The sequence below is a fragment of the Butyrivibrio sp. INlla16 genome, assembly GCF_900104155.1.
Classification (GTDB): domain Bacteria; phylum Bacillota; class Clostridia; order Lachnospirales; family Lachnospiraceae; genus Butyrivibrio.
Genome location: NZ_FMYB01000006.1, coordinates 13,014 through 32,946, shown reverse-complemented (window position 1 = coordinate 32,946; position 19,933 = coordinate 13,014). Strand labels below are relative to the sequence as shown.

18 protein-coding genes and 1 pseudogene are annotated in these 19,933 nt (G+C 44.5%); 16 read left to right on the top strand and 3 right to left on the bottom strand.

Features of this window, described 5'->3' with window-relative positions; genetic code table 11:
• Positions 1-121 precede the first annotated feature (121 nt).
• Positions 122-1,276: an ABC transporter substrate-binding protein gene (locus BLR42_RS04415; RefSeq protein WP_242879185.1), complete on the top strand. Its 1,155-nt coding sequence runs from the start codon at positions 122-124 to the stop codon at positions 1,274-1,276.
• Between the two features lie 175 nt (positions 1,277-1,451).
• Positions 1,452-2,336, top strand: a complete 885-nt coding sequence (locus BLR42_RS04410; RefSeq protein ID WP_091866976.1) for a hypothetical protein — start codon at positions 1,452-1,454, stop codon at positions 2,334-2,336.
• Between the two features lie 212 nt (positions 2,337-2,548).
• Here the strand turns inward: BLR42_RS04410 and BLR42_RS04405 are convergent, their stop codons facing one another.
• Positions 2,549-4,360 (bottom strand): methyl-accepting chemotaxis protein, encoded by a 1,812-nt coding sequence (locus BLR42_RS04405; RefSeq protein WP_170832630.1) that lies wholly within the window; start codon positions 4,358-4,360, stop codon positions 2,549-2,551.
• Between the two features lie 526 nt (positions 4,361-4,886).
• Complete coding sequence (locus tag BLR42_RS04400; protein WP_091866972.1) at positions 4,887-5,687, bottom strand: hypothetical protein; 801 nt, start codon at positions 5,685-5,687, stop codon at positions 4,887-4,889.
• Positions 5,688-6,195: 508 nt separating this feature from the next.
• Here BLR42_RS04400 and BLR42_RS04395 point away from each other — a divergent pair.
• From BLR42_RS04395 to rd, 12 genes are all read left to right on the top strand, one after another.
• Entirely contained in the window at positions 6,196-7,647 is a 1,452-nt protein-coding gene (locus tag BLR42_RS04395; protein WP_170832629.1) for a glycosyltransferase family 4 protein, read from the top strand.
• Between the two features lie 146 nt (positions 7,648-7,793).
• Positions 7,794-8,723 carry a GDP-mannose 4,6-dehydratase gene (locus BLR42_RS04390; protein ID WP_091866968.1) on the top strand — a complete coding sequence of 310 codons (930 nt, stop codon included), beginning with the start codon at positions 7,794-7,796 and terminating at the stop codon, positions 8,721-8,723.
• A gap of 18 nt (positions 8,724-8,741) precedes the next feature.
• Entirely contained in the window at positions 8,742-9,872 is a 1,131-nt protein-coding gene (locus tag BLR42_RS04385; RefSeq protein ID WP_091866966.1) for a glycosyltransferase, read from the top strand.
• An 89-nt stretch (positions 9,873-9,961) separates the two neighbouring features.
• Positions 9,962-10,756, top strand: a complete 795-nt coding sequence (locus BLR42_RS04380; protein ID WP_022761021.1) for an ABC transporter permease — start codon at positions 9,962-9,964, stop codon at positions 10,754-10,756.
• A 24-nt stretch (positions 10,757-10,780) separates the two neighbouring features.
• Positions 10,781-11,992, top strand: a complete 1,212-nt coding sequence (locus BLR42_RS04375; RefSeq protein WP_091866964.1) for an ABC transporter ATP-binding protein — start codon at positions 10,781-10,783, stop codon at positions 11,990-11,992.
• Complete coding sequence (locus BLR42_RS04370) at positions 11,973-13,736, top strand: hypothetical protein (protein WP_091866962.1); 1,764 nt, start codon at positions 11,973-11,975, stop codon at positions 13,734-13,736. The genes BLR42_RS04375 and BLR42_RS04370 overlap by 20 nt, the downstream gene beginning before the upstream one ends.
• 65 nt (positions 13,737-13,801) lie before the next feature.
• Entirely contained in the window at positions 13,802-14,524 is a 723-nt protein-coding gene (locus BLR42_RS04365) for a glycosyltransferase family 2 protein (RefSeq protein ID WP_091866960.1), read from the top strand.
• Between the two features lie 63 nt (positions 14,525-14,587).
• Positions 14,588-14,983: a DUF2304 domain-containing protein gene (locus BLR42_RS04360; RefSeq protein WP_022761025.1), complete on the top strand. Its 396-nt coding sequence runs from the start codon at positions 14,588-14,590 to the stop codon at positions 14,981-14,983.
• A gap of 8 nt (positions 14,984-14,991) precedes the next feature.
• Entirely contained in the window at positions 14,992-15,810 is an 819-nt protein-coding gene (locus BLR42_RS04355) for a glycosyltransferase family A protein (RefSeq protein WP_091866956.1), read from the top strand.
• Between the two features lie 87 nt (positions 15,811-15,897).
• Positions 15,898-16,989, top strand: coding sequence for a GDP-mannose 4,6-dehydratase (gmd, locus tag BLR42_RS04350; RefSeq protein ID WP_091866954.1), 1,092 nt, complete (start codon positions 15,898-15,900; stop codon positions 16,987-16,989).
• A gap of 6 nt (positions 16,990-16,995) precedes the next feature.
• Positions 16,996-18,180, top strand: coding sequence for a glycosyltransferase family 4 protein (locus BLR42_RS04345; protein ID WP_091866952.1), 1,185 nt, complete (start codon positions 16,996-16,998; stop codon positions 18,178-18,180).
• Positions 18,181-18,288: 108 nt separating this feature from the next.
• Positions 18,289-18,444 carry a rubredoxin gene (gene rd, locus BLR42_RS04340; RefSeq protein WP_022761029.1) on the top strand — a complete coding sequence of 52 codons (156 nt, stop codon included), beginning with the start codon at positions 18,289-18,291 and terminating at the stop codon, positions 18,442-18,444.
• 165 nt (positions 18,445-18,609) lie between these two features.
• Here rd and tnpA read toward each other — a convergent pair whose 3' ends face one another.
• Positions 18,610-19,068 carry an IS200/IS605 family transposase gene (tnpA, locus tag BLR42_RS04335; RefSeq protein WP_091866950.1) on the bottom strand — a complete coding sequence of 153 codons (459 nt, stop codon included), beginning with the start codon at positions 19,066-19,068 and terminating at the stop codon, positions 18,610-18,612.
• A 198-nt stretch (positions 19,069-19,266) separates the two neighbouring features.
• Here tnpA and BLR42_RS23480 point away from each other — a divergent pair, with 198 nt between their 5' ends.
• Entirely contained in the window at positions 19,267-19,698 is a 432-nt protein-coding gene (locus BLR42_RS23480; RefSeq protein ID WP_242879183.1) for a hypothetical protein, read from the top strand.
• Positions 19,689-19,933, top strand: a pseudogene (locus BLR42_RS23475) (RNA-guided endonuclease TnpB family protein); the annotation flags it as partial. The gene BLR42_RS23480 and the pseudogene BLR42_RS23475, both read left to right, overlap by 10 nt.

Sequence of the window (19,933 nt, the reverse complement as noted above, 5' to 3'; positions counted from 1 at the left end):
AATTTTTAATAGAAATTAAATAGTATTAACATATACAAGGCGCTATCATAATATTGGTAGCGTCTTTATTTTTTTGCGATATATATGAGTTTGTGAAAAGACGCCATGAGGGGAATCACAAATGGATGCAAAAGTTGTCCAATTCAGCGACTATGTAAAAAAGAGAAAAAGTACGCCGATCAGAAGACTTCTGAGCTATTTCAAAAAACTGAAAAAGTCAGGCGCATTCACAGGCAGAAGCATCGCGTTTCTGATATTTTTTGTTGCGATGGCGTGCCTTATTTCAGGCTGTAAAGCGCCTAAAGGAAGGGGAGACAAGCTCCTTGGCCGCGAGATCACAGTGGGCTTCGCGCAAGTTGGTCACGAATCCGATTGGCGAATAGCGTCCACAAATTCGGTGAAACAGGCACTTTCTGAGGAAAATGGCATAAAGCTCGACTTCATTGACTGCGACAACGACATCGATGTTCAGATAAAAGCCGTTTCCGGCTTCGTTGACAAAAAAGTTGACTACATCGTCATTGATCCCATAGTTTCCACAGGCTGGGAAGAAGTCCTTACAAAAGCGGAAGAGGCCGGGATCCCGGTGATTGTAATCGACAGAACCATTGATGATTCCGAGAAATACGTCACCTGGCTCGGGTCTGAATTCACAGATGAGGGCCTGGCCGCCGGCGAGTGGCTTAAAAACTATGCAGCAAAAAAAGGCCTCAAGGAGATAAATATTATAGAGGTTACGGGAAATGAGGGCTCTTCAGCGGAAAACGGGCGCTCAGCCGGTTTTCACAAGTATATCGAGTACGAGGCCTGGAACATCATTGACTCCTGGGACGGCGAATTCACCGAGGAGGGCGGAAAACGCGTCATGGATGAATTCTGCGAGGAATATAAGGGCGAGTTCAACGTGATCGTGGCCCAGAATGACAACATGGCCTTTGGGATCATGAAGAGCCTCGACGAGCACGGTATCAGCTACGGAGTTGGCGGCGACATGATAATAATTTCTTTCGACGCCTGCAAGAACGGACTTAAAAATGTACTCGATGGTAATATCAATGCAGACTTTGAGTGCAATCCACTCCAGGGCCCTGCTTGCCTTAAACTCATTTATGACCTGGAAAAACAGGCCAAAATTCAGAAGGAAACCTTCATGTCAGAGACCTGGTACGCCGCCGAGGACATCGTCCCCGAGATAACTTATTTCAACAGCATGGGTGAAGAAGTGACCGAACCGATCGTGGTTGTGGACAAGGCGGCAGTTGAGGCTGCTTACTAATTTGGTCTCCGATTTTTTTAAATAATCCAAAATTTCATCAACCACAAAAACCATATTTGTGGTATAATACATTCATGGCAAACACAATATATTGTGTTTTGGGGAAAGCCAGATAATCTGCAATCTTGTTGGTAAAAAGTCACTTTTCTACTGAAAAAAGTTTTTTGGGGGAGTCATGGACTACGATTATCTATCTTCAATTGTTTCAAATTACAGTAATCTGACATCGCTTAATTCCATGTCCGGAGGACTGCTCGGAGGCAGTTCGGCTCTTGGAAGCGCATCCGCATTGGCGAGCATCGGAAGCTCACTTGATACAGCTGATGCCACAAGTGCTCTTGCAAGTGCCAACTCTTTTTCAAGCATACTTGGGATGGTTATGAAGTCGGATCTTCTCGGGCAGACAGCTTCTTCCGAAGATTCTGCAGAGGCCATTGTTAGTGACCTTTCGAAGGAGGCAGAGGATAGGCTGATAGGTATCGCCGGTGCCGCATCTGACGGCACAGCAGAGGGCGAAGCCAGAAGCAACCTGATTCTCCAGAATTACCTCTACACTGCGATGATGAAGGATTCTATCGACAACTCCCTTACAGATAAGGCGGATTTCACATCGGGACTCTTTTCTAATCTAGCTGTCGGATCCGAGGATGGTGAGGGCAATTCAGCACTCAGTGCGCTCACGGATACAGCACTTTCCGCAATCGGCAATTACTCAGGCTACAAGAGTTTACTTGATAACTCGTCAGAAGACCTGCAGAGCATAGTGTCATCAGTGGCATCCGGCTCGAACAATAGAAGCTCAGCAAATGCGATAAGTTCATCGCTTGGCTCAGATGTAGCATCTCTTGATACTTCTGATGAAGACAGCATCATCTCTTCCTACACCGGACAGGGATCACTTCTTCGCGAGATGCTAAACAGCCTCTCAAGTGATCTCATGAGCACCTCGGTTGCAAGCCAGGAGACCAGAACTTCTGACAGAAGCATCGACTCACACCTTAGAAGCGCCGACAATCCGAATACACACCTGAGACTTCGCTCAGCTTACGGCAGGGCATGATCAGGAATAGCATGCGACCTAGCGGCCTGATGAATTAAAATCAAGTCATACAAATTCTAAAAGAATGGCGTAGAAAACCGGTAACCACCTAATTTTATTAGGCGATTACCGGTTTATAAGTTATTTACCTATGTTTCTTTATGAAGAAGCAAACGATATTTTTAAATTCACCTTAAATGCTGCGAAGCATTTCTTGTATGTTATCTTTTTTATTACAGATTCTCAAAAATACTTGTACTCTGGTTCAGTCTCTCTGTAACCTTATTATTCTCGCTCATCGCATTATCGATACCCTGGATCTCACCAACAATCTCGGTGGAGTTAGTAGCGGAAAGACCGATGGCCTCTGAGCTTTGCTTAACCGACTCGGTGATGGATTCAACGGAATCAGCCATGCGATCCATAATGGTGTTGAGGTTGTCAGCCTTACTTGTGAATTTCTCAAGCATGTCATCCATCATAATTGCAGCCTGTTCGTATTTGTCTCCGGTTTCCACGAAAGAATCATAGTCTGCGATAACGGTATTGTTGATGAAATCGATTACCTCAAGAGCGTTGTTTGAAAGGCTCTTAACAGCGGTTGTAACCTCATTACTGATAACCTGAATGTTGCCGGCTGTCTGGCGGCTGTTTTCAGCGAGGGCGCTGATTTCCTCAGCAACAACGGCGAAACCTTTTCCTGCTTCACCTGCTCTTGCAGCCTCGATAGAAGCATTGAGAGCAAGGAGGTTTGTCTGAGAAGCGATGTCCAAAATGACATTGGTAAGTTCATTGATCTGGGAAACTTTTTCACTATCCTTAACAGAAATCTGAAGCACTTCGTTAAGCTCTGTAATTTTGGCGCCGGTATTCTCTTTTTTCTGAGTTGCTGCGATTTTGATCTCATCTGCTTCGTTCTTAATGGAGATTGCGGTCTGAGCACCCTCTGCAGCTTCCCGTCTGATCTCGTCAGCGGCGTCTTTTACTTCCTCAAGGCGCCCGCCTATCTGATCGGCTGTGGAAGAAACAGTATCCATACTTGCCGACAACTCCTCGAGAGCAGCTGAAGTATTTGTGATGTTATCACTTGCCTTCTGAATCTGGTCAGTCATCTCATCGGCAGAAGTACGAAGTACAACAGTACCGTCTTTTACATCCTTAATAATACCCTGAAGAGTGCCTATAAACTGGTTGATTCCATCCACAATTGACCAAAGCTCTGTCTTGGTCTGTGTTCTTACACGAGTGGTAAGATCCCCCTTTCCGGCATTGATGTTGTCGATGATACCAACAACTTCATTAGAGATGGCACTGATCTTGTTACTGATTCTGACAATGCTAAGTACAAGACCTGCAACTATGCAGAGAATGATAATTATAATTCCGATAACAGCCTTTTTGGTACCATCGTTGAGAGTCAGCTGAAGGTAGGCACCTAAACCAACTGACAGACCCTGTATTGATGCCTCGGCAGTATCGAAAGCAGCGTTCATGCTGGTCATATTTGGATAATAAGTTGAAGAAAGAACAGCGAAAGCAGGCTCCATGTCCCTTGCCATGCAGCTTTCCATTATAGAGTTTGCATCAGCAAGAAATGCGTTAAGGGAGTTTTCAAGAGCTGCATATTGCTCAGCGCCATCAGCAACCTGAGTAACCCAAAGGCTGGTACTGAGATACTCGGTGAGCTCAGGTATCTGTGCTTCTGCAGCCTTAAGAGTATCTGCGTATCCCTGCAAAGTTTCATCATCTACACTCTCCATAGAAGCTGCACCTATAAGTGCACTAAGACTACCGTCTATCTGAAGAGTAGCTTGTTTGAGTTTTCCTTCTGCAATAAGAGTGTCAACTTCATTTGTGCTGGCCACAACCGCAGTATTCATCATGCCTTTCATACTGTTAACCAGAATGATGGTAACAATCACAACTGCTAACAGAATCACCAGGTTTACTGCAAGATTCTGAAATGCAATCGTCTGGAAAAAGGCACCTTTCTGTGCGGTCTTCATGGTTTCTGTTTCATTGCTCACATTTCTTTCGTTTGCCATTTCTTCGCCTCCCCATAAGGTAAAGTGATTACCTGAATAATCTAACTCACACAAGAGGGTTTGCCTCTTGCGCATAGTGGTTGCTATATACATTTATTATAGCGCGTTATGAGGATTCAAATCATTAAATAAGAATAAAATAAGCGTGAAATCGTTAATAACAACCTCCTCTCTGATTAATTTTTGTCGAGTGGGAGGAGCTATGCGGGTAGGAGTAAGTCAATCAGGGTAATATTTTCATTTTTGACTTGCACGCGGGAGCTACTACACGGCTAGTCTTAAGTCAACTCGCGAAGAAATTATTAATAGACTTTCGTTTTGGACGAAGTAGGCTAAAAACGATAAGTCAAATAGAGCATGAATCCCGCTTTAGACTTGGTCGCTAAAACTAATTTGGCAAAACGATAAGTCTACAAGACATAGAATCCCAAAGTAGACTTGCACTCAGAGACCAACTATACATCTTAAAAAGAGTTATCATACAACATTAAAGAGCAACAACACATAATTGCAGCACGTAACCAACTTACATAAGATAATGCTCTATAACTGCCATAACCTTCTTAATATTTAATGGTATCTCAGAAGTCTCGCGGGTAATAATCAGCCCATCACCAAGAAAGATTCCATTCTCTTCATACTCATCCAGCTTGTGCATAAGATTTTTATCCAAATATTCAGGATCATCCAATCTTCCCAGATGTTCCCAATACACAACCTTTCGAGAAGGCATCTTGAGAATAGTAAAGTCAGGATGAACCTTGGTATTCCCAAGAAATAATGGACATTCATACTTATATGCGATGCCGGTTTTTCTGAGAGCGTTGGCAATCATAACCTCCGATTTTGAGCGCACTTGTTCTCCGGAATCAGTAAAATGCTGAGCTTTTTCATCTTTTCTTGCATAAACTTCATAAGGCTCTTCGAGCCAGGATTTCACAAATTCTTCATCAGGAAGAAAGTGTGGTGTAATCAGAACTTTTCTTGCTGAAATCAGATCTTCATAGGCATGCTCGTATGTTTTAGGTGGCATCTTCTTTTTGAAGCTGCTTATGGCAGATAACTCCTTGTTCACTGCATTTTTTACATCAATCTCATAATCTCTCTGAGCTATTCGCCTGGCCTTATCAAATTCATTTTTCTTAACATATTTTCCGGCTTTATCGTAGCCATCTTTCCTTAAATAATATGATGTTTTGCCTTTGTGGTTTATTATCTTTAACTTCCCCGAAGGTGCTTTCTTAAGCTTGTTCTCGCAATCTTTAAGAACCTTATTTAACTCATTCTCCCTCTTAACTAATTCTTTACTAATACTAATTTCAGACATGTTTGTTCCTTCCTTTCCTCAAAATCTGCGACAGATATCTCTGATAGCAGATCTGTCTTGTAACTGCCGGACTCGTTACCTTTTTCACATACGGCCGTACGTCCTGTTGTACGCCGCTTAAGTGCAAAAAGGGTATAAAAAGCGCAAGTAAGGCGCAAAAACAGCGCAAAACAGCAGCATGTAGTGTTATATAGTTATTGCAGGAATGGATATATTGATTGAAACTTCAGTTAAATTGTTGTTTCAAATTGGATAAATGTAAGCCGAACTGACTTACAAAATGATTTGTTCCAACGAACGAAAGATACAATAACACAAAATCATATTCTGTGTCAATAATGCGATCAATGTCGCTTGTTATGATGACAAATACAAGGGCAATAGAACCGCTATTAGTGCACAATGCCAGTACAACTGTAAAAATGATAAGACTAGCTGAAAAGTATGCTAAAGCGCCAATTTTCAGTTATTATATGATATAGAAAAAATAAACCTAAAGAGAATGATTATGACTAAAAAACCGGAAATACCAACCTCAAAATCCAACTCCACACAAACCAACTCGCGCTCACCCCGCATCAGTCTGCATCTTCGCGAGTTTGTCATAAGATTCTGGCCTGTAACGTTGGCAGCTTTGATTGGTATGCTGATTCCGGCAGCAGGCTTTATCAGAGTGCTCGCAATATACTTCGCCATCTACGCCTGCTTCTTTTTAGGAAAAAATCTTGCAAAAAAACACAAAAACGCAATAAGGAAAAGCCCCCACCCCGGATTTAGCAAAGAGCACCCGCTCATCATTAACGGAAGAATATTTGCCCAGCATGTGACCGGTGTTCAGCGCTATGGCATAGAAATAATCAAAAAGCTTGATGAAATGCTAGAACCCGGAGAGGCCATACTTGCCCTCCCCTACGGAGAACTCCAAACACAGCCTGAACTTAAAAACATCGAGATGGTACGCATAGGAAAAGGAAATGGAAATAAGTGGACGCAGTTCCACCTGCCCATTTTCGCCTTCAAAAAGAGGGGCACAATCCTTACCCTTGCAGCAATAGCGCCGGCTGTAAAGCCGGATTACGTCGTGGCGCACGACATCTCATTTATAAGATACCCTGAGTCCTACGGCAAAGCTTTCCGCTTCATGTATCGCTGCGGTTACCTCATAACGCTCTACAGATGCAAAGGAATCATAACCATCTCTGAATTCAGCAGGGACGAACTGATAAAGTACTATGAGCTTGATGAGGACAAATTTGCGATTGTAGGAAACTCAGCAGAACAGATCCTGGAAAAACAGGAAACATCACAGGATTCGCAAAAAGGAACCCTCAAACCAGACCAAAACAAAGACGAAGACATACTTTCGAGATGGAACATCGCTCCGGGAGAGCGCTATTACCTAAGCGTCGGAAGTAAGAATCTTCATAAGAACCAAATATACATCAAAAAGCTTGCACAAAAATATCCAGACAGAAAGTTCATCGTTGCCGGGGGCAGTGCCACCCGCTCTTTCAGCGCGGCAGGAGATATTTCCAGGACTGAGAGCCCCGAAAACGCACATAACAAAATGGGAGACTTATCGGACAGCACTAACAAAGACCCTGCAGACAATCCTTCAAACCTCGTTCTTACAGGCTATGTCCTGAACGAAGAACTCCGCACCCTCTACAACAACGCTTACGCCTTTATATTCCCATCATTATATGAAGGCTTTGGTATACCGCCAATGGAAGCGATACTCTCAGGCGTGAAGCACATAGCGCTGGCGGACATACCTGTACTCAGGGAGATATATCCTGTGGGCTGCTACTTCTTTGATCCCCGAAACGCAGACACATTCGATATTGAAAAACTGGATGGAACGAAGGAACCCATCATTACGCCCGAAATCCAAAACTTCTATAAAGAGAACTACACCTGGGAAAAATCTGCAAGAAACATCATGGATTTCATTAGATAGAGCCGCATATTTAGAGACAGAATCAGCCTTCCGCTTGCCGTGACCTTTTCAAACAGCCTAAAATGCGCTATTATATACAATTATCTGACAATATAAGGCCAGATTTAATATTTAGATATAAATTATTGGAATGAGGAATAAATGGTATGAAAAAAGTTCTGATCTTTGGCGTGGGTGGCTTTGTTGGGAGCCATCTTGCGACAGAATTTAAAAACCATGGATATGATGTCTATGGTAGTGATAGAATGAGCGTCCATGCTATCCCTGATGTTGACGGCACTTTTGTCTGTGACCTCAACGACACCGACAGTGTGAAATCTATAATCGCTCTGGTAAGACCCACCCATATAGTGAACCTCGCTGCAGTCAGCAACGTAGGTATTTCCTGGAAAATACCCCGCACAACAGTAGACGTCAATGTCTGCGGATCACTGAATATACTCGAAGCTGTAAAGGACCTCGACCTTGATATCAAAGTGCTTCTTGTCGGATCCAGTGAAGAATACGACATCACCTACGGAGCAATTAATGAAGAAACAAGGCTCCAGGCAAGGAATCCCTATGGAATTTCCAAGATAATGCTCGAACAGTTCGCGACTCTTTACCGCGAACACTACGATATGAAAGTTTTTCACGTAAGAGCCTTCAACCACACAGGACTCGGACAGACGGACAGCTTCGTAATACCCTCCTGGTGCAAACAGGTAGCGGACATCTCGAAAAGCGGCAAGCCCGGCGTGATGAGAGTCGGCAACCTCAACGTGAGCCGCGACTTCAGCAACGTCAAGGACATCGTTCGTGCGTACAGACTCATCATTGAGAGTGAAAAATACAATGAGGTATACAACGTTGGAAGCGGACAATCCGTCTCCCTCAAAGACCTTCTCGATTACATCATAGGTCTTTCCAGCCAGCCCATCACCGTGGAAACTGAGCCTAAACTTCTTAGAAAAGGCGAAAACCCGGTAATTTGCTGCGATCACAGCAAGATTACAAAAGACCTCGGCTGGGAGCCTGAGTACAACATATTCGATACGGCCAAAGAGGTATACGATTATTATATGAATCACGCGTAATTGAAAGATGAGGGCTTAATGAGAGTAGCAATAGTACATGACTGGCTTCCCTTCATGGGAGGCGCAGAAAACGTAATAATAAACATGCACGAAGTGTTCCCGGATGCACCGATCTACACATCCATGTGCAACAGGATGAACATGGCGGGAGCCCTTCGCACCGCGGATATCCGCACCACACACCTTCAGAAGACTGAGAAAAAAATGCTCAATCACAGACGACTTTTCCCGTTCATGCCCACCGCAATGGAGAGCATCAATCTCAACGGGTACGACGTTGTAATCAGCAGCAGCACAAGTGTGGGAAAAAGCGTAATCACAGGACCCGACACCCTGCATATCTGTTATTGCAATACGCCCATGCGATACGCCTGGGAACAGAGATATAACTACATCGGCCCGCTTATCGGCAAGGGCGCATTTAAAAACAAGATGATATCTTACTTCATGACATTCATGCGTGTGTGGGATTATGCAACGGCAGCACGTGTGGATGTCTTTGTGGGTAATTCGGTAAATGTCGCAAGACGAATTCACAAGCACTACAGAAGAGATGCCTATGTCCTTCACTGCCCGGTTCGCATGCGCATGTTCCATACATCTGAGGAGGACGGCGGATACTACCTTTGCGTCTCCAGACTTCAGGAATACAAGGGCATCGAGCTTGCAGTCAAGGCTTGCACCAAGGAAAATCTGCCCCTCTACGTCATAGGAACAGGCCCCATGCGTGAAAAGCTTGAACAGATGGCCGGACCTACCGTTAAATTCCTAGGCTTCGTTCAGGACGAAGAACTAAGGGAGTACTATGCAAAATGCAAAGCGCTGATATTCCCCGGAGTTGAGGATTTCGGAATCACACCGCTGGAGGCACAGGCAAGCGGCAGACCTGTCATTGCCCTTGGAAAAGGCGGCATCCTCGAGACCGTTATAGAGAACGAGACCGGAGTATTTTTCGACGAACCCACTCCGGAATCCCTTCTGGAAGCAATCCACCGCTTTGAGAAACTCACCTTTGATAAGGAAAAACTGCGTGCCCACGCCATGGAATTCGATGAGAGCATCTTCCGCGACCGCTTAAAGAGATTCGTCGACGAACAATACGCCATCTTCAAGACCAAGCAGCTCGAAGGCGTCACTGTGTATAAATAAACCCAATGCCTTCCTCAAGATATTAGCCTTCCCCTTGGGGGGAAGGTGTCGGCAAAGCCGACGGATGAGGGGGCACAACGAGGACCTACATGAAACTAGAAACCACAACCGAACGAATACAGGAAATATATGACTATCGTGAAATGATCTTCACCCAGGTTCACAGAAACCTTCGAGGCAGATACAAAGGCTCTGCGCTCGGCTTTTTATGGACCTTCTTAAATCCCTTATTTCAGCTGATAGTCTACACCATAGTATTCTCCGTCATCATGAAAACAAGTACCGAACAGTATTCACTCTTCCTGTTCGTAACCCTGATCCCATGGATCTTCTTCGGAACCTGCATGAGTGAAGGAAGCGGGTGCCTGAGGGATACAGAGGACATGATAAAGAAAATCTATTTTCCCAGAGAAGTAATCCCGATATCGTACGTAGTAAGCCAGTTCATCAACATGCTCCTGTGCTTCATTATCGTGCTTATCGTACTTCTCGTGGCCGGACGACTGACCAACCCGGCAGTCTTCGTATATCTGCCGCTTATTATGATGATAGAACTTTCGCTTGCCATAGGCTTAGTGTTCATTTTCAGCGCCTGGTGCGTCTACCTGCGCGACGTAAAATACATGATGACCATCATAACAATGGCATGGCAGTTCATGACACCCGTAATGTACTCGGTAGACATAATTCCGGGAAAACTGATAAAACTTTTCTATTTAAATCCCATGACCTCGGTTATTGTGGCCTACAGAGACATACTTTATTACCAGCAGACGCCTGAGATCGACACCCTCGCGATAGCATCCTTTATGGGGATCGGTTTCCTCGTCCTTGGCTGGAACCTATTCAACAGACTGAAGCGAAGGTTCGCTGAGTACTTGTAATATGAGGGGCCCCGGAGAAAACACATGCAAGAAGAATATTCCATAGAAGTTGACAACATAAAAAAGAGCTTCCGCGTCTACCATGACAAGGGCTTCACCCTAAAGGAAGCATCACTTTTCAAAAACAGACGAAGCTACGAGATACGAAACGTAATCGACGGCCTTAGCTTTAAAGTAAAAAAAGGCGAAGCCGTGGCACTCGTGGGACACAACGGCTGTGGCAAAAGTACGACGCTGAAGATGCTGACCCGTATCTTTTATCCCGACTCAGGCAATATCACCATGCGCGGAAGAGTATCGAGTCTCCTTGAGCTCGGAGCCGGATTCCATGCCGATATGACCGGGCGCGAGAACATCTTTATCAATGCAGCAATTTTCGGACTGACCCACAAAGAAATAGAGGCGAGACTTGATGATATCATCGCCTTCTCGGAACTTGAGGAATTTATCGACAACCCCGTAAGAACCTACTCCTCGGGAATGTACATGCGACTTGCCTTCGCAGTTGCGATAAATGTTGATGCTGACATTCTCCTTATCGACGAGATACTTGTTGTAGGTGATGCCGCTTTTCAGGTCAAATGCTTCAACCGCCTCAGAGAGATACTGGGAAAAGGAACCACCATTGTCCTTGTATCCCACTCCACCAGACAGATTGAGCAGCTCTGCGACAGATGCATCTGGATTCATGACGGAAAAGTAAGAGCCGACGGAAAACCCAGTGACATCAACCCGCTTTACCTCGACTTCATAGCAAAAAGAGGTGAGGACAAAAAGAAGGAACCCGAAAAAGAAGAACCCAAAGTCTTTGAAGTAACAAGATACGGCAGCGGAGAAGCCCAGATCAGCGGAGTAAAACTCTTCAGAAGCGGGGAGCCTGCTATAAGATTTGACGCGGAAGACCCCTGCACGATAAAAGTGGATTACACCGTCAAGGAAGAGGTCAAAGACACGGTATTCGGAATTAAAATATACAGAAACGACGGCGTTTTGTGCTACGGCACTACAACCAGAGCCGAGCACCTTGACAGAATCACGCTGACAAAGGACGGAAGCGTGGAATTTATCATGCCAAGACTTTCCCTGATATCGGGTGAGTACAGCGTCGATCTGTCCATAGAAACCGGCGAGGAATATCCCGTGGACTACTGGAAAGGCGCGGCGAAATTCAACGTCACATCCAACATAGAGGACGAAGGAACATCACGGATTGCACATGAATGGAAGCAGAATTAAATTAGATAAAAAAGAGAAAACCATACTCTTCATCATATTTATCGTACATGTAGCCCTTTTGTACCTCATCTCAAACTACAGCAAAGCGATGGAAACCTACCCCGATGAGATCATCTACTACGACATCGCAAAGAGCATTTTCGAGGGAAAAAGCTTTGAGCTCCACGGAGTAAATCTGCAGTTTTCAAAGCTCGCATACTCCTTCGTACTGCTCCCCACATTTCTGATAAAAAATGTAGTTGTAAGAGTTCGTGCCATAATGCTGATAAATTCAGTGCTTATGTCACTTTCCTTCATTCCCTGCTACATGATCTGCAAGGAACTGGGTGTGAACAAGTACTACTCAAGGCTTGCTGCTTTTCTGATCTTCATCTGGCCGGACATCATCATCTCCGGGACCTTCATGTCGGAGAACCTGTTCTTTCCGGTGACAGCATTTGCCTTCTATTTCATACTGCTTTCATACAAATATAAAAATAGAAAATATACAATAATCCTGCTTGCCCTCGGCCTCCTTTCCTACTTTACGAAGGAGATCGGGATATGCGTACTTCTTGCCTACATTGCAGCGGAAGTCATAAGCGCGGTGCTAAACAAAGGCTCTTTGAAAAAAATAGGACTCTATATACTTGCACTTGCAGCTGTTTACATCGCGGTCCGAATGCTTTTCTTCGGAGGCTTTTCAAATTCCTACATAAATAGCGGAGCCTTAAATCCGTCGCAGTTTTTCAATTACAAATCGGCGATGTACCTGATTTACGGACTGTTCTACAATATTGCGGCGATAATACTGGCATTCTATGTGCTCCCGGTGCTGCTTCCCGTAATCAATTACAAAAAGCTGGACGATGTCACTCGCAAGTACCTGCTATATACAATCCTCCTTCTTATAGGAGAGATTCTTGTGATCACGGTCACCATAACAGCCAGAGAGGACCTCGGAAAAGCCATCCCCGGCATACACCTTCGCTATCTTGCTGGAATAATGGTGCCCCTTATCAGTATTTTCTTTGCATACCTGTCTTTGGATGATACACTTGAAAAAAAGAATCTTTTGACCATTGTGCCTGTGCTGGTCTTTGTCGGCTGCATTTTCAAAGGGATAATCAACACCTGCACAACCGGTACAATAGGCCTGTTATACATATATCCTGCGAGAAAAATCATAACCGGCATAATTCATCCTGCAGAAGCCGGGATACTCCATAGCATCGTGGGAATTGCGACTACTGTTGGTTTTGCCATACTCATCTTTATCATTTTTGGAGCGGCAAAAAAGAGCAAAGACCTTGCAGTTTACATCTTTTTCTGCTCCGCAATGCTTTTATCGGTAGTAAATATGGCCTATGGTGCTTATATAGTACATGACACCTATGAAGATGACCCTGAGATGATCGACGAGATGGTGCAGATAGACAGATATTTTGAGGAAAATGGGCTCGAAGATGCAAACGTTGCATTTGTGGATGAGAGCCAGTTTTCGGAAGCTGCAAAAGTGTATGACTTGTACTTTGATTCAGCGGACAAAGAATATATGATACCAAAAGAAGACCTGGAAAATAATGATATCAATTCAGCTGCTTTGGTAGAGCCGATAGTCAGTTATACATATACGCCTGAAAAGATACAGTATTTTATTGTTTCCAACGAAGACGAACTGACGCAGGCTATCCCGGAGGACATGGAACAGATTCCGGAGCTTTCGGGAGAATTCTATTTAGTGTATAAGGCAAATGACTTATGATATAGTAGATGTTATTCGGAAAAACTACTCCGAATACTTTTTAACAGAAGGAACGATATAGAAAAATGGCAACTGTAAACAAAAAATCCGATGTGCTGATCATAATTCCGGCATATAACGAAGCGGAAAACATAGAGAATATCGTGGACGAGATCACCACCGGATACCCGCAGTACGACTACGTGGTGGTGAACGACGGATCTTCGGACGCCACTTCGCGAATTCTTAAAAAGCGGGGGTACAACCATATAAATTGCCCGATTAACCTTGGAATAGGCGGCGCAATCCAGACCGGCTATCGCTACGCCAGAGAGAAGGACTACGAGATAGCAGTTCAGATCGACGGCGACGGCCAGCACGATCCCGCCTACATTAAGGACATAATCACCCCTATCAGAGAAGGCGAAGCGGATTATGTCATCGGCTCCAGATTCGTCAACAAGGAAGGCTTCCAGAGCTCAGCCACAAGGCGAATCGGAATCAAATTCCTTAGTGGACTGATAACAGTTCTGTGCCTTAGAAGAGTTAAGGACGTCACCAGCGGCTTCCGCGCAGTAAACAAATTTTTCATCGATGTCTTCTCGGAGAACTACCCGATAGACTACCCCGAACCCGAAGCCATCCTTGATGCCGTTATGAGACGCAAGCGAATCTTAGAACTGCCCGTAATCATGCGCGAGCGCGAGACCGGAAAAAGCTCCATCAACTTCCGCCGCTCAATCTACTACATGATCAAAGTAACCTTAGACATTATCGTATGCCGTATCAGCTATGGTATACGCCGTTAATTCTTGCCTTCCCCTTGGGGGGAAGGTGGCACGAAGTGCCGGATGAGGGGAAAAGGAGACACCATGCACCAAATAATACCGACCCGCCTTACCATTGTGCTCATCTTAGCGATCATCATTTACTTCATCATAATCTTATCGCTGCTTAAGCACAAAAAACTAAACATGAAATACACCCTCCTGTGGCTATTCACCGGAGCAGCCTTTTTTATACTGGTTCTGAACCCCATGATTCTCGTATACTTCCTGAATCTCTGCGGCATCACCGGAACCATGAACGGACTTTTTATAATACTGATAGCATTCCTGATCATGCTCGTGCTATCGCTCACCAGCATTGCTTCCCGCCAGGCAGGCAGGATCACCAAACTCATCCAGACTCAGGGACTTTTGGAAAAAAGAGTGCGCGAGCTGGAAGAGAGGATGGAGAACGGAAAGACCGAGATTATTGAAAAGTAACGGGAAATATGAAAAAAAGAGAATATTTCACTGCAAAAGATCATACCTTTACGATCTGTGCATACGGAAAAAGTGAATATATAGAGGAATGTATAAAGTCGGTAATCACTCAGAACGTCCGGACAAATGTAATCATCTGTACCTCTACACCCTCTGAGTATCTTGACCTTCTTGCAAAAAAATACGACATTCCGCTTTTTATAAATGAGGAGAGAAAATACAACAGCGACATAGCCACCGACTGGAATTTCGCCATAAGCTGTGCAAAGACCAGACTCGTGACCATTGCTCACCAGGACGACCTCTACAAACCCGATTTTGCAAAGGAAGTACTGATTCACCTGAACGGAACCTCAAGACCACTGATAGCCTATACAGATTATGCCGAGCTTCGAAACGGAAAAGAAGTTTCCAATATAAGAAACCTCAATATAAAAAGAATCATGCTCTTCCCGCTAAGACCCAGATTTATGTGGAGCTCCAAGTTCATGAGAAGACGCTCCCTCTCCTTCGGATCAGCAATTTGCTGCCCCTCGGTTACTTACGTTCCCGAGAACCTTCCGAAGCAGCTCTTCATCCCCGGCTACAAAGGCGGAATCGACTGGCAGGCCTGGGAGAGATTCTCCAAGCTGAAAGGTGAGTTTGTATTTGTCAACAGCATCCAGATGGTACACCGGATCCACGACGACTCCGAGACCACTGCACTCATAAACGGCAACACAAGAACAGAGGAAGACTTCGCCATGTTCTGCAAATTCTGGCCAAAACCGATTGCACGACTCATAGAGCACTTCTACAAAAAAGGCGAAGCCTCAAACAATCTCTAATATATGCTATAATGTTAATGCCTTCCCCTTGGGGGAAGGTGGCGCGAAGCGCCGGATGAGGGGACCACACACAGAAAGGACACACAAATGGCTAAAAAAGCACTAATCACCGGAGTAACAGGACAGGATGGCTCTTATCTTGCAGAGCTTCTCCTGGAAAAAGGTTATGAAGTTCACGGCGTTATTCGTCGTTCATCAGTAGATTACAGAGAAAGAATCGCACACCTTGAAGGAGTAGAGAATTTCCACCTCCACTATGGAGACCTCGGCGATTCCATGAGCATTGTTGACGTTGTCAGCAAGGTAAAACCTGATGAAATCTACAACCTGGCTGCACAGAGCCACGTTCAGGTATCTTTTGATTCACCTGAGTTCACAGCAGACGTTGATGCAGTCGGAGTTCTCAGAATCCTCGAGGCCGTTCGCCTATGCGGACTTGCTGAGACCTGCAGAATCTACCAGGCATCAACCTCCGAATTATACGGCAAGGTTGAGGAAGTTCCTCAGAATGAGAACACACCCTTCCACCCCTACAGCCCTTACGCTGTTGCAAAACAGTACGGCTTCTGGATCGTGAAGGAATACAGAGAAGCTTACAACATGTTCTGCTGCTCGGGTATCCTCTTCAACCACGAGTCAGAGAGAAGAGGTGAGACCTTCGTTACCAGGAAAATCACGCTGGCAGCAGCACGCATCGCCCAGGGAAAACAGGACAAACTTTATCTTGGTAATCTTGATTCCCTTCGTGACTGGGGCTACGCCAAGGATTACGTTGAGTGCATGTGGCTGATCCTCCAGAATGACAAGCCCGAGGACTTCGTTATTGCTACAGGAGTACAGCACTCAGTTCGTGAGTTTGCAACCCTCGCCTTCCACCATGCGGGCATTGAGCTTGAATGGCAGGGCAAGGATATGGATGAAAAGGGCATCGATAAAGCAACCGGCAAAGTTGTAGTTGAAGTCAGCCCCGATTTTTATCGTCCGACAGATGTTGTTAACCTCTGGGGAGATCCCACCAAGGCAAAGAAGGAACTTGGCTGGAATCCTACAAAGACAAGCTTCGAGGAGCTTGTTGAGATTATGACCAAGCATGATATGGAAAAAGTTGCGGTTGAACGCGCCAGCGAGAGAATTAAGACCAACCTCGCTGAATACCTTGAGAAGGGCGTTGTAAAATAATAGTCTATGCATGGGGATAAGAAGAAAGTATGCTTTGTAATACAAAGATACGGAAAAGAAGTTAACGGCGGAGCTGAGACTTTATGCAGGGAGCTTGCCGAGAGACTTACAGACAAATATGAAGTCGAGGTACTAACTACCAAAGCGATTGATTATATGACCTGGAAGGATGAATACTCATCTGATGAAGAAGAAATCTGCGGGGTAAAAGTCCGCAGATTTTCTGTAAGCAGACTCCGGCACAGAAAACCCTTCAATCTCATAAACAGAATTTTTAAGGAAGGACTCCTTCCTACCTTCATGGAAAACAGATGGCTCATATCGCAGGGACCGGTAGTTCCGGGGCTTATTGATTTCATCAAGGAGCACAAGGATGATTACCGGGCCTTTGTATTTATGACTTATCTCTATTATCCGACGGTTAAAGGGCTTCCTGAAGTCGCTGAAAAGTCAGTATTTTTGCCGCTTGCCCATGATGAGCCATTTCTTCGGATGAAGATGTTTGAGCCCATTTTCACAAAGACAAAGGCATTTTTCTTTGAGACGCAGGAAGAGAGAGATCTCGTTTTCAAAAAGTTTAAGTGTGACCACATACCTTATAAATTCGGCGGGTCCGGAGTAGAAGTACCGGATAAGGTCTGCGGTGACGATTTTAAGAAAAAATACGAACTTGAAAATTACATCATATACGCCGGAAGAATTGATGATGGCAAGAATTGTAAGGAACTCTTTGAGTTTTTCCTGAAATATAAAGAGACTCATTCTGATGACCTGAAACTCGTGCTGATCGGGAAGGCTGTAATCGATATTCCGGAGGCACTCGATATTGTGCCGCTTGGCTTTGTGAGCGAGCAGGATAAATTTGACGGCATGGCAGGAGCCAAGCTTTTGGTACTTCCTTCCAAATTTGAAAGCCTGTCGATTGTGGTACTTGAAGCCTTTAGCCTCGGAAAGCCTGTTTTGGTAAATGGTGAGTGCGAGGTATTAAAAGGGCACTGCGACAAGAGCGGAGGAGGCTTGTACTACACTGATTATGAGGGCTTTGAGAAGGGACTTACCACACTGCTTTCGGATCCCTCACTTAGAGAAGAGATGGGAGAAAAGGGAAAAAGCTACGTTAATGAGCGCTTTAACTGGAAGGTTATCTGCGACAATCTCTCAGAAATGATTGAGTACGCTTCGGAAAATTGAAAACCCGGATGAAGAAGTTTATAGAATGATAATATTTAAAAAGGCCTATACATGATATAATGAACATGTTAACGAAATTTGACATTTTCACAGGAAAGGAGCTTTTCTATGAAGTATGTATGTGGCACATGTGGTTATGTTTATGATGAGGCAGCAGGCGATCCCGATAACGGAGTAGCACCTGGCACAAAGTGGGATGACCTCCCGGCTGATTGGGTTTGCCCCCTTTGCGGAGTAGGCAAGGAAGAATTCAAGGCAGAGTAAAATATACCCTAAAGGGTATAAAAATAACAATGATAATAAATATACACCCTATCGGGTATAAAAATGATTACAATAATTGTTTTTATACCCGATAGGGTGTATATTATGATGTATCAGCGAGAAAACTCCTTCCGACATAGTCGGTGGGGGATGAATCGCTGGCCCTCAGCGTTTCGCTTTGCTGTATCGTCCTGTTTTTTCATATTTTCTTTTGTGGTCATCCGTGCGCTGGCTTTCTATATATTTTTTCACTGTTTCAAGTGAAACTGATCCGGTTGTGGCGCAAAAATAGCTCCTGCTCCAGAAAAGAGCATCTCCCCACAGAAATTTTTCTATATGTTCACGGTATTTGATCCTGACTTCTTTAGAGAGCTGGGACTTTAAGGTGTTGATCAGTTTTACCGGAGCAACATCCGGAGGCATGGAGATAAGCATGTGTATGTGATCCTCGTCTGTCTCGGCAGAAAGCATATCGCAGTTCATCCTTCCACACAGATAAGCGGCGTGATTTTTCATGAAATCCCCCATCTCATCGGTTATCACTTTTTTCCTGTATTTAGTGACAAAAATGATATGATAGGTAAGCAGGTAAACTGAATGTGAACCTCTTCTGTAGTTATCCATAAAAGCTCCTTCTGAAAAGAACAAATGTTTTGATTGCTCTTGGAAATTATGCTATAATACTAATATAATCTTTTGCAAAGGAAATCTCAACTGTGTATAGGACAAGGCAGTACAGAATAGCTAAAAACAACACACTATACAGTTACTGCCAGGATATTTGCAGGGCATCTGCAGTTCTTTACAACAGGGCGTCCCCGTATGCCGGGTTATGTACGCCAGGGAAAATACAAGACTGCCATCCTTACGAATCAGATATGCAGGATAAAGGATGATTCCTATATACGTTTTCCCGGAACAACAGATACTTTAAAACCTGGCAGGGACCTTCCCCGGGGGAAACTTAAGGAAGTACGGATAAAACCACATGGTAAGGACTTTGTGATGGATGTGGTGATCAATGTCTTAACAGTGGGTATAGAGCCTTTGGATGACAAGGATGTTCTCAGATCTCTTTCATCAAAAGATGACATTTCCGATATCAGGGTCATGTCGATAGATCCGGGTACGGACAATATAGCAGCCGTAGCGAACAACTTTGGAGCAGAACCGTTTGTGATAAAGGGCGGACTGATAAAGTCCGTAAACCAGTTCTACAACAAAGAAATGGGACGGCTCTCATCATGTGCATGAAGTGCAATAACAGATACCGAACCAGGAAAATGAACATACTCACAGAAAAACGCAACAGGCGCATAAAGGATGAGTTCCATAAGATAAGCAGACAGCTAGCAGACTATGCGAGGGATAACCACGTAGATGCAGTAGTGATGGGGCATAACGTATTCCAGAAACAGGAAGCGGATATGGGGCATATCAGTAACCAGAATTTTGTGCAGATACCAATGCTGATATTTGCAGATATGCT

Coding starts and splice junctions, on each gene's coding strand:
- BLR42_RS04345 (WP_091866952.1), top strand. CDS start 16,996: ATGCATGGGGATAAGAAGAAAGTATGCTTTGTAATACAAAGATACGGA.
- BLR42_RS04410 (WP_091866976.1), top strand. CDS start 1,452: ATGGACTACGATTATCTATCTTCAATTGTTTCAAATTACAGTAATCTG.
- BLR42_RS04365 (WP_091866960.1), top strand. CDS start 13,802: ATGGCAACTGTAAACAAAAAATCCGATGTGCTGATCATAATTCCGGCA.
- BLR42_RS04380 (WP_022761021.1), top strand. CDS start 9,962: ATGAAACTAGAAACCACAACCGAACGAATACAGGAAATATATGACTAT.
- BLR42_RS04405 (WP_170832630.1), bottom strand. CDS start 4,360: ATGGCAAACGAAAGAAATGTGAGCAATGAAACAGAAACCATGAAGACC.
- BLR42_RS04400 (WP_091866972.1), bottom strand. CDS start 5,687: ATGTCTGAAATTAGTATTAGTAAAGAATTAGTTAAGAGGGAGAATGAG.
- rd (WP_022761029.1), top strand. CDS start 18,289: ATGAAGTATGTATGTGGCACATGTGGTTATGTTTATGATGAGGCAGCA.
- gmd (WP_091866954.1), top strand. CDS start 15,898: ATGGCTAAAAAAGCACTAATCACCGGAGTAACAGGACAGGATGGCTCT.
- BLR42_RS04390 (WP_091866968.1), top strand. CDS start 7,794: ATGAAAAAAGTTCTGATCTTTGGCGTGGGTGGCTTTGTTGGGAGCCAT.
- BLR42_RS04370 (WP_091866962.1), top strand. CDS start 11,973: ATGAATGGAAGCAGAATTAAATTAGATAAAAAAGAGAAAACCATACTC.
- BLR42_RS23480 (WP_242879183.1), top strand. CDS start 19,267: ATGCCGGGTTATGTACGCCAGGGAAAATACAAGACTGCCATCCTTACG.
- BLR42_RS04360 (WP_022761025.1), top strand. CDS start 14,588: ATGCACCAAATAATACCGACCCGCCTTACCATTGTGCTCATCTTAGCG.
- BLR42_RS04385 (WP_091866966.1), top strand. CDS start 8,742: ATGAGAGTAGCAATAGTACATGACTGGCTTCCCTTCATGGGAGGCGCA.
- BLR42_RS04355 (WP_091866956.1), top strand. CDS start 14,992: ATGAAAAAAAGAGAATATTTCACTGCAAAAGATCATACCTTTACGATC.
- BLR42_RS04395 (WP_170832629.1), top strand. CDS start 6,196: ATGACTAAAAAACCGGAAATACCAACCTCAAAATCCAACTCCACACAA.
- BLR42_RS04415 (WP_242879185.1), top strand. CDS start 122: ATGGATGCAAAAGTTGTCCAATTCAGCGACTATGTAAAAAAGAGAAAA.
- tnpA (WP_091866950.1), bottom strand. CDS start 19,068: ATGGATAACTACAGAAGAGGTTCACATTCAGTTTACCTGCTTACCTAT.
- BLR42_RS04375 (WP_091866964.1), top strand. CDS start 10,781: ATGCAAGAAGAATATTCCATAGAAGTTGACAACATAAAAAAGAGCTTC.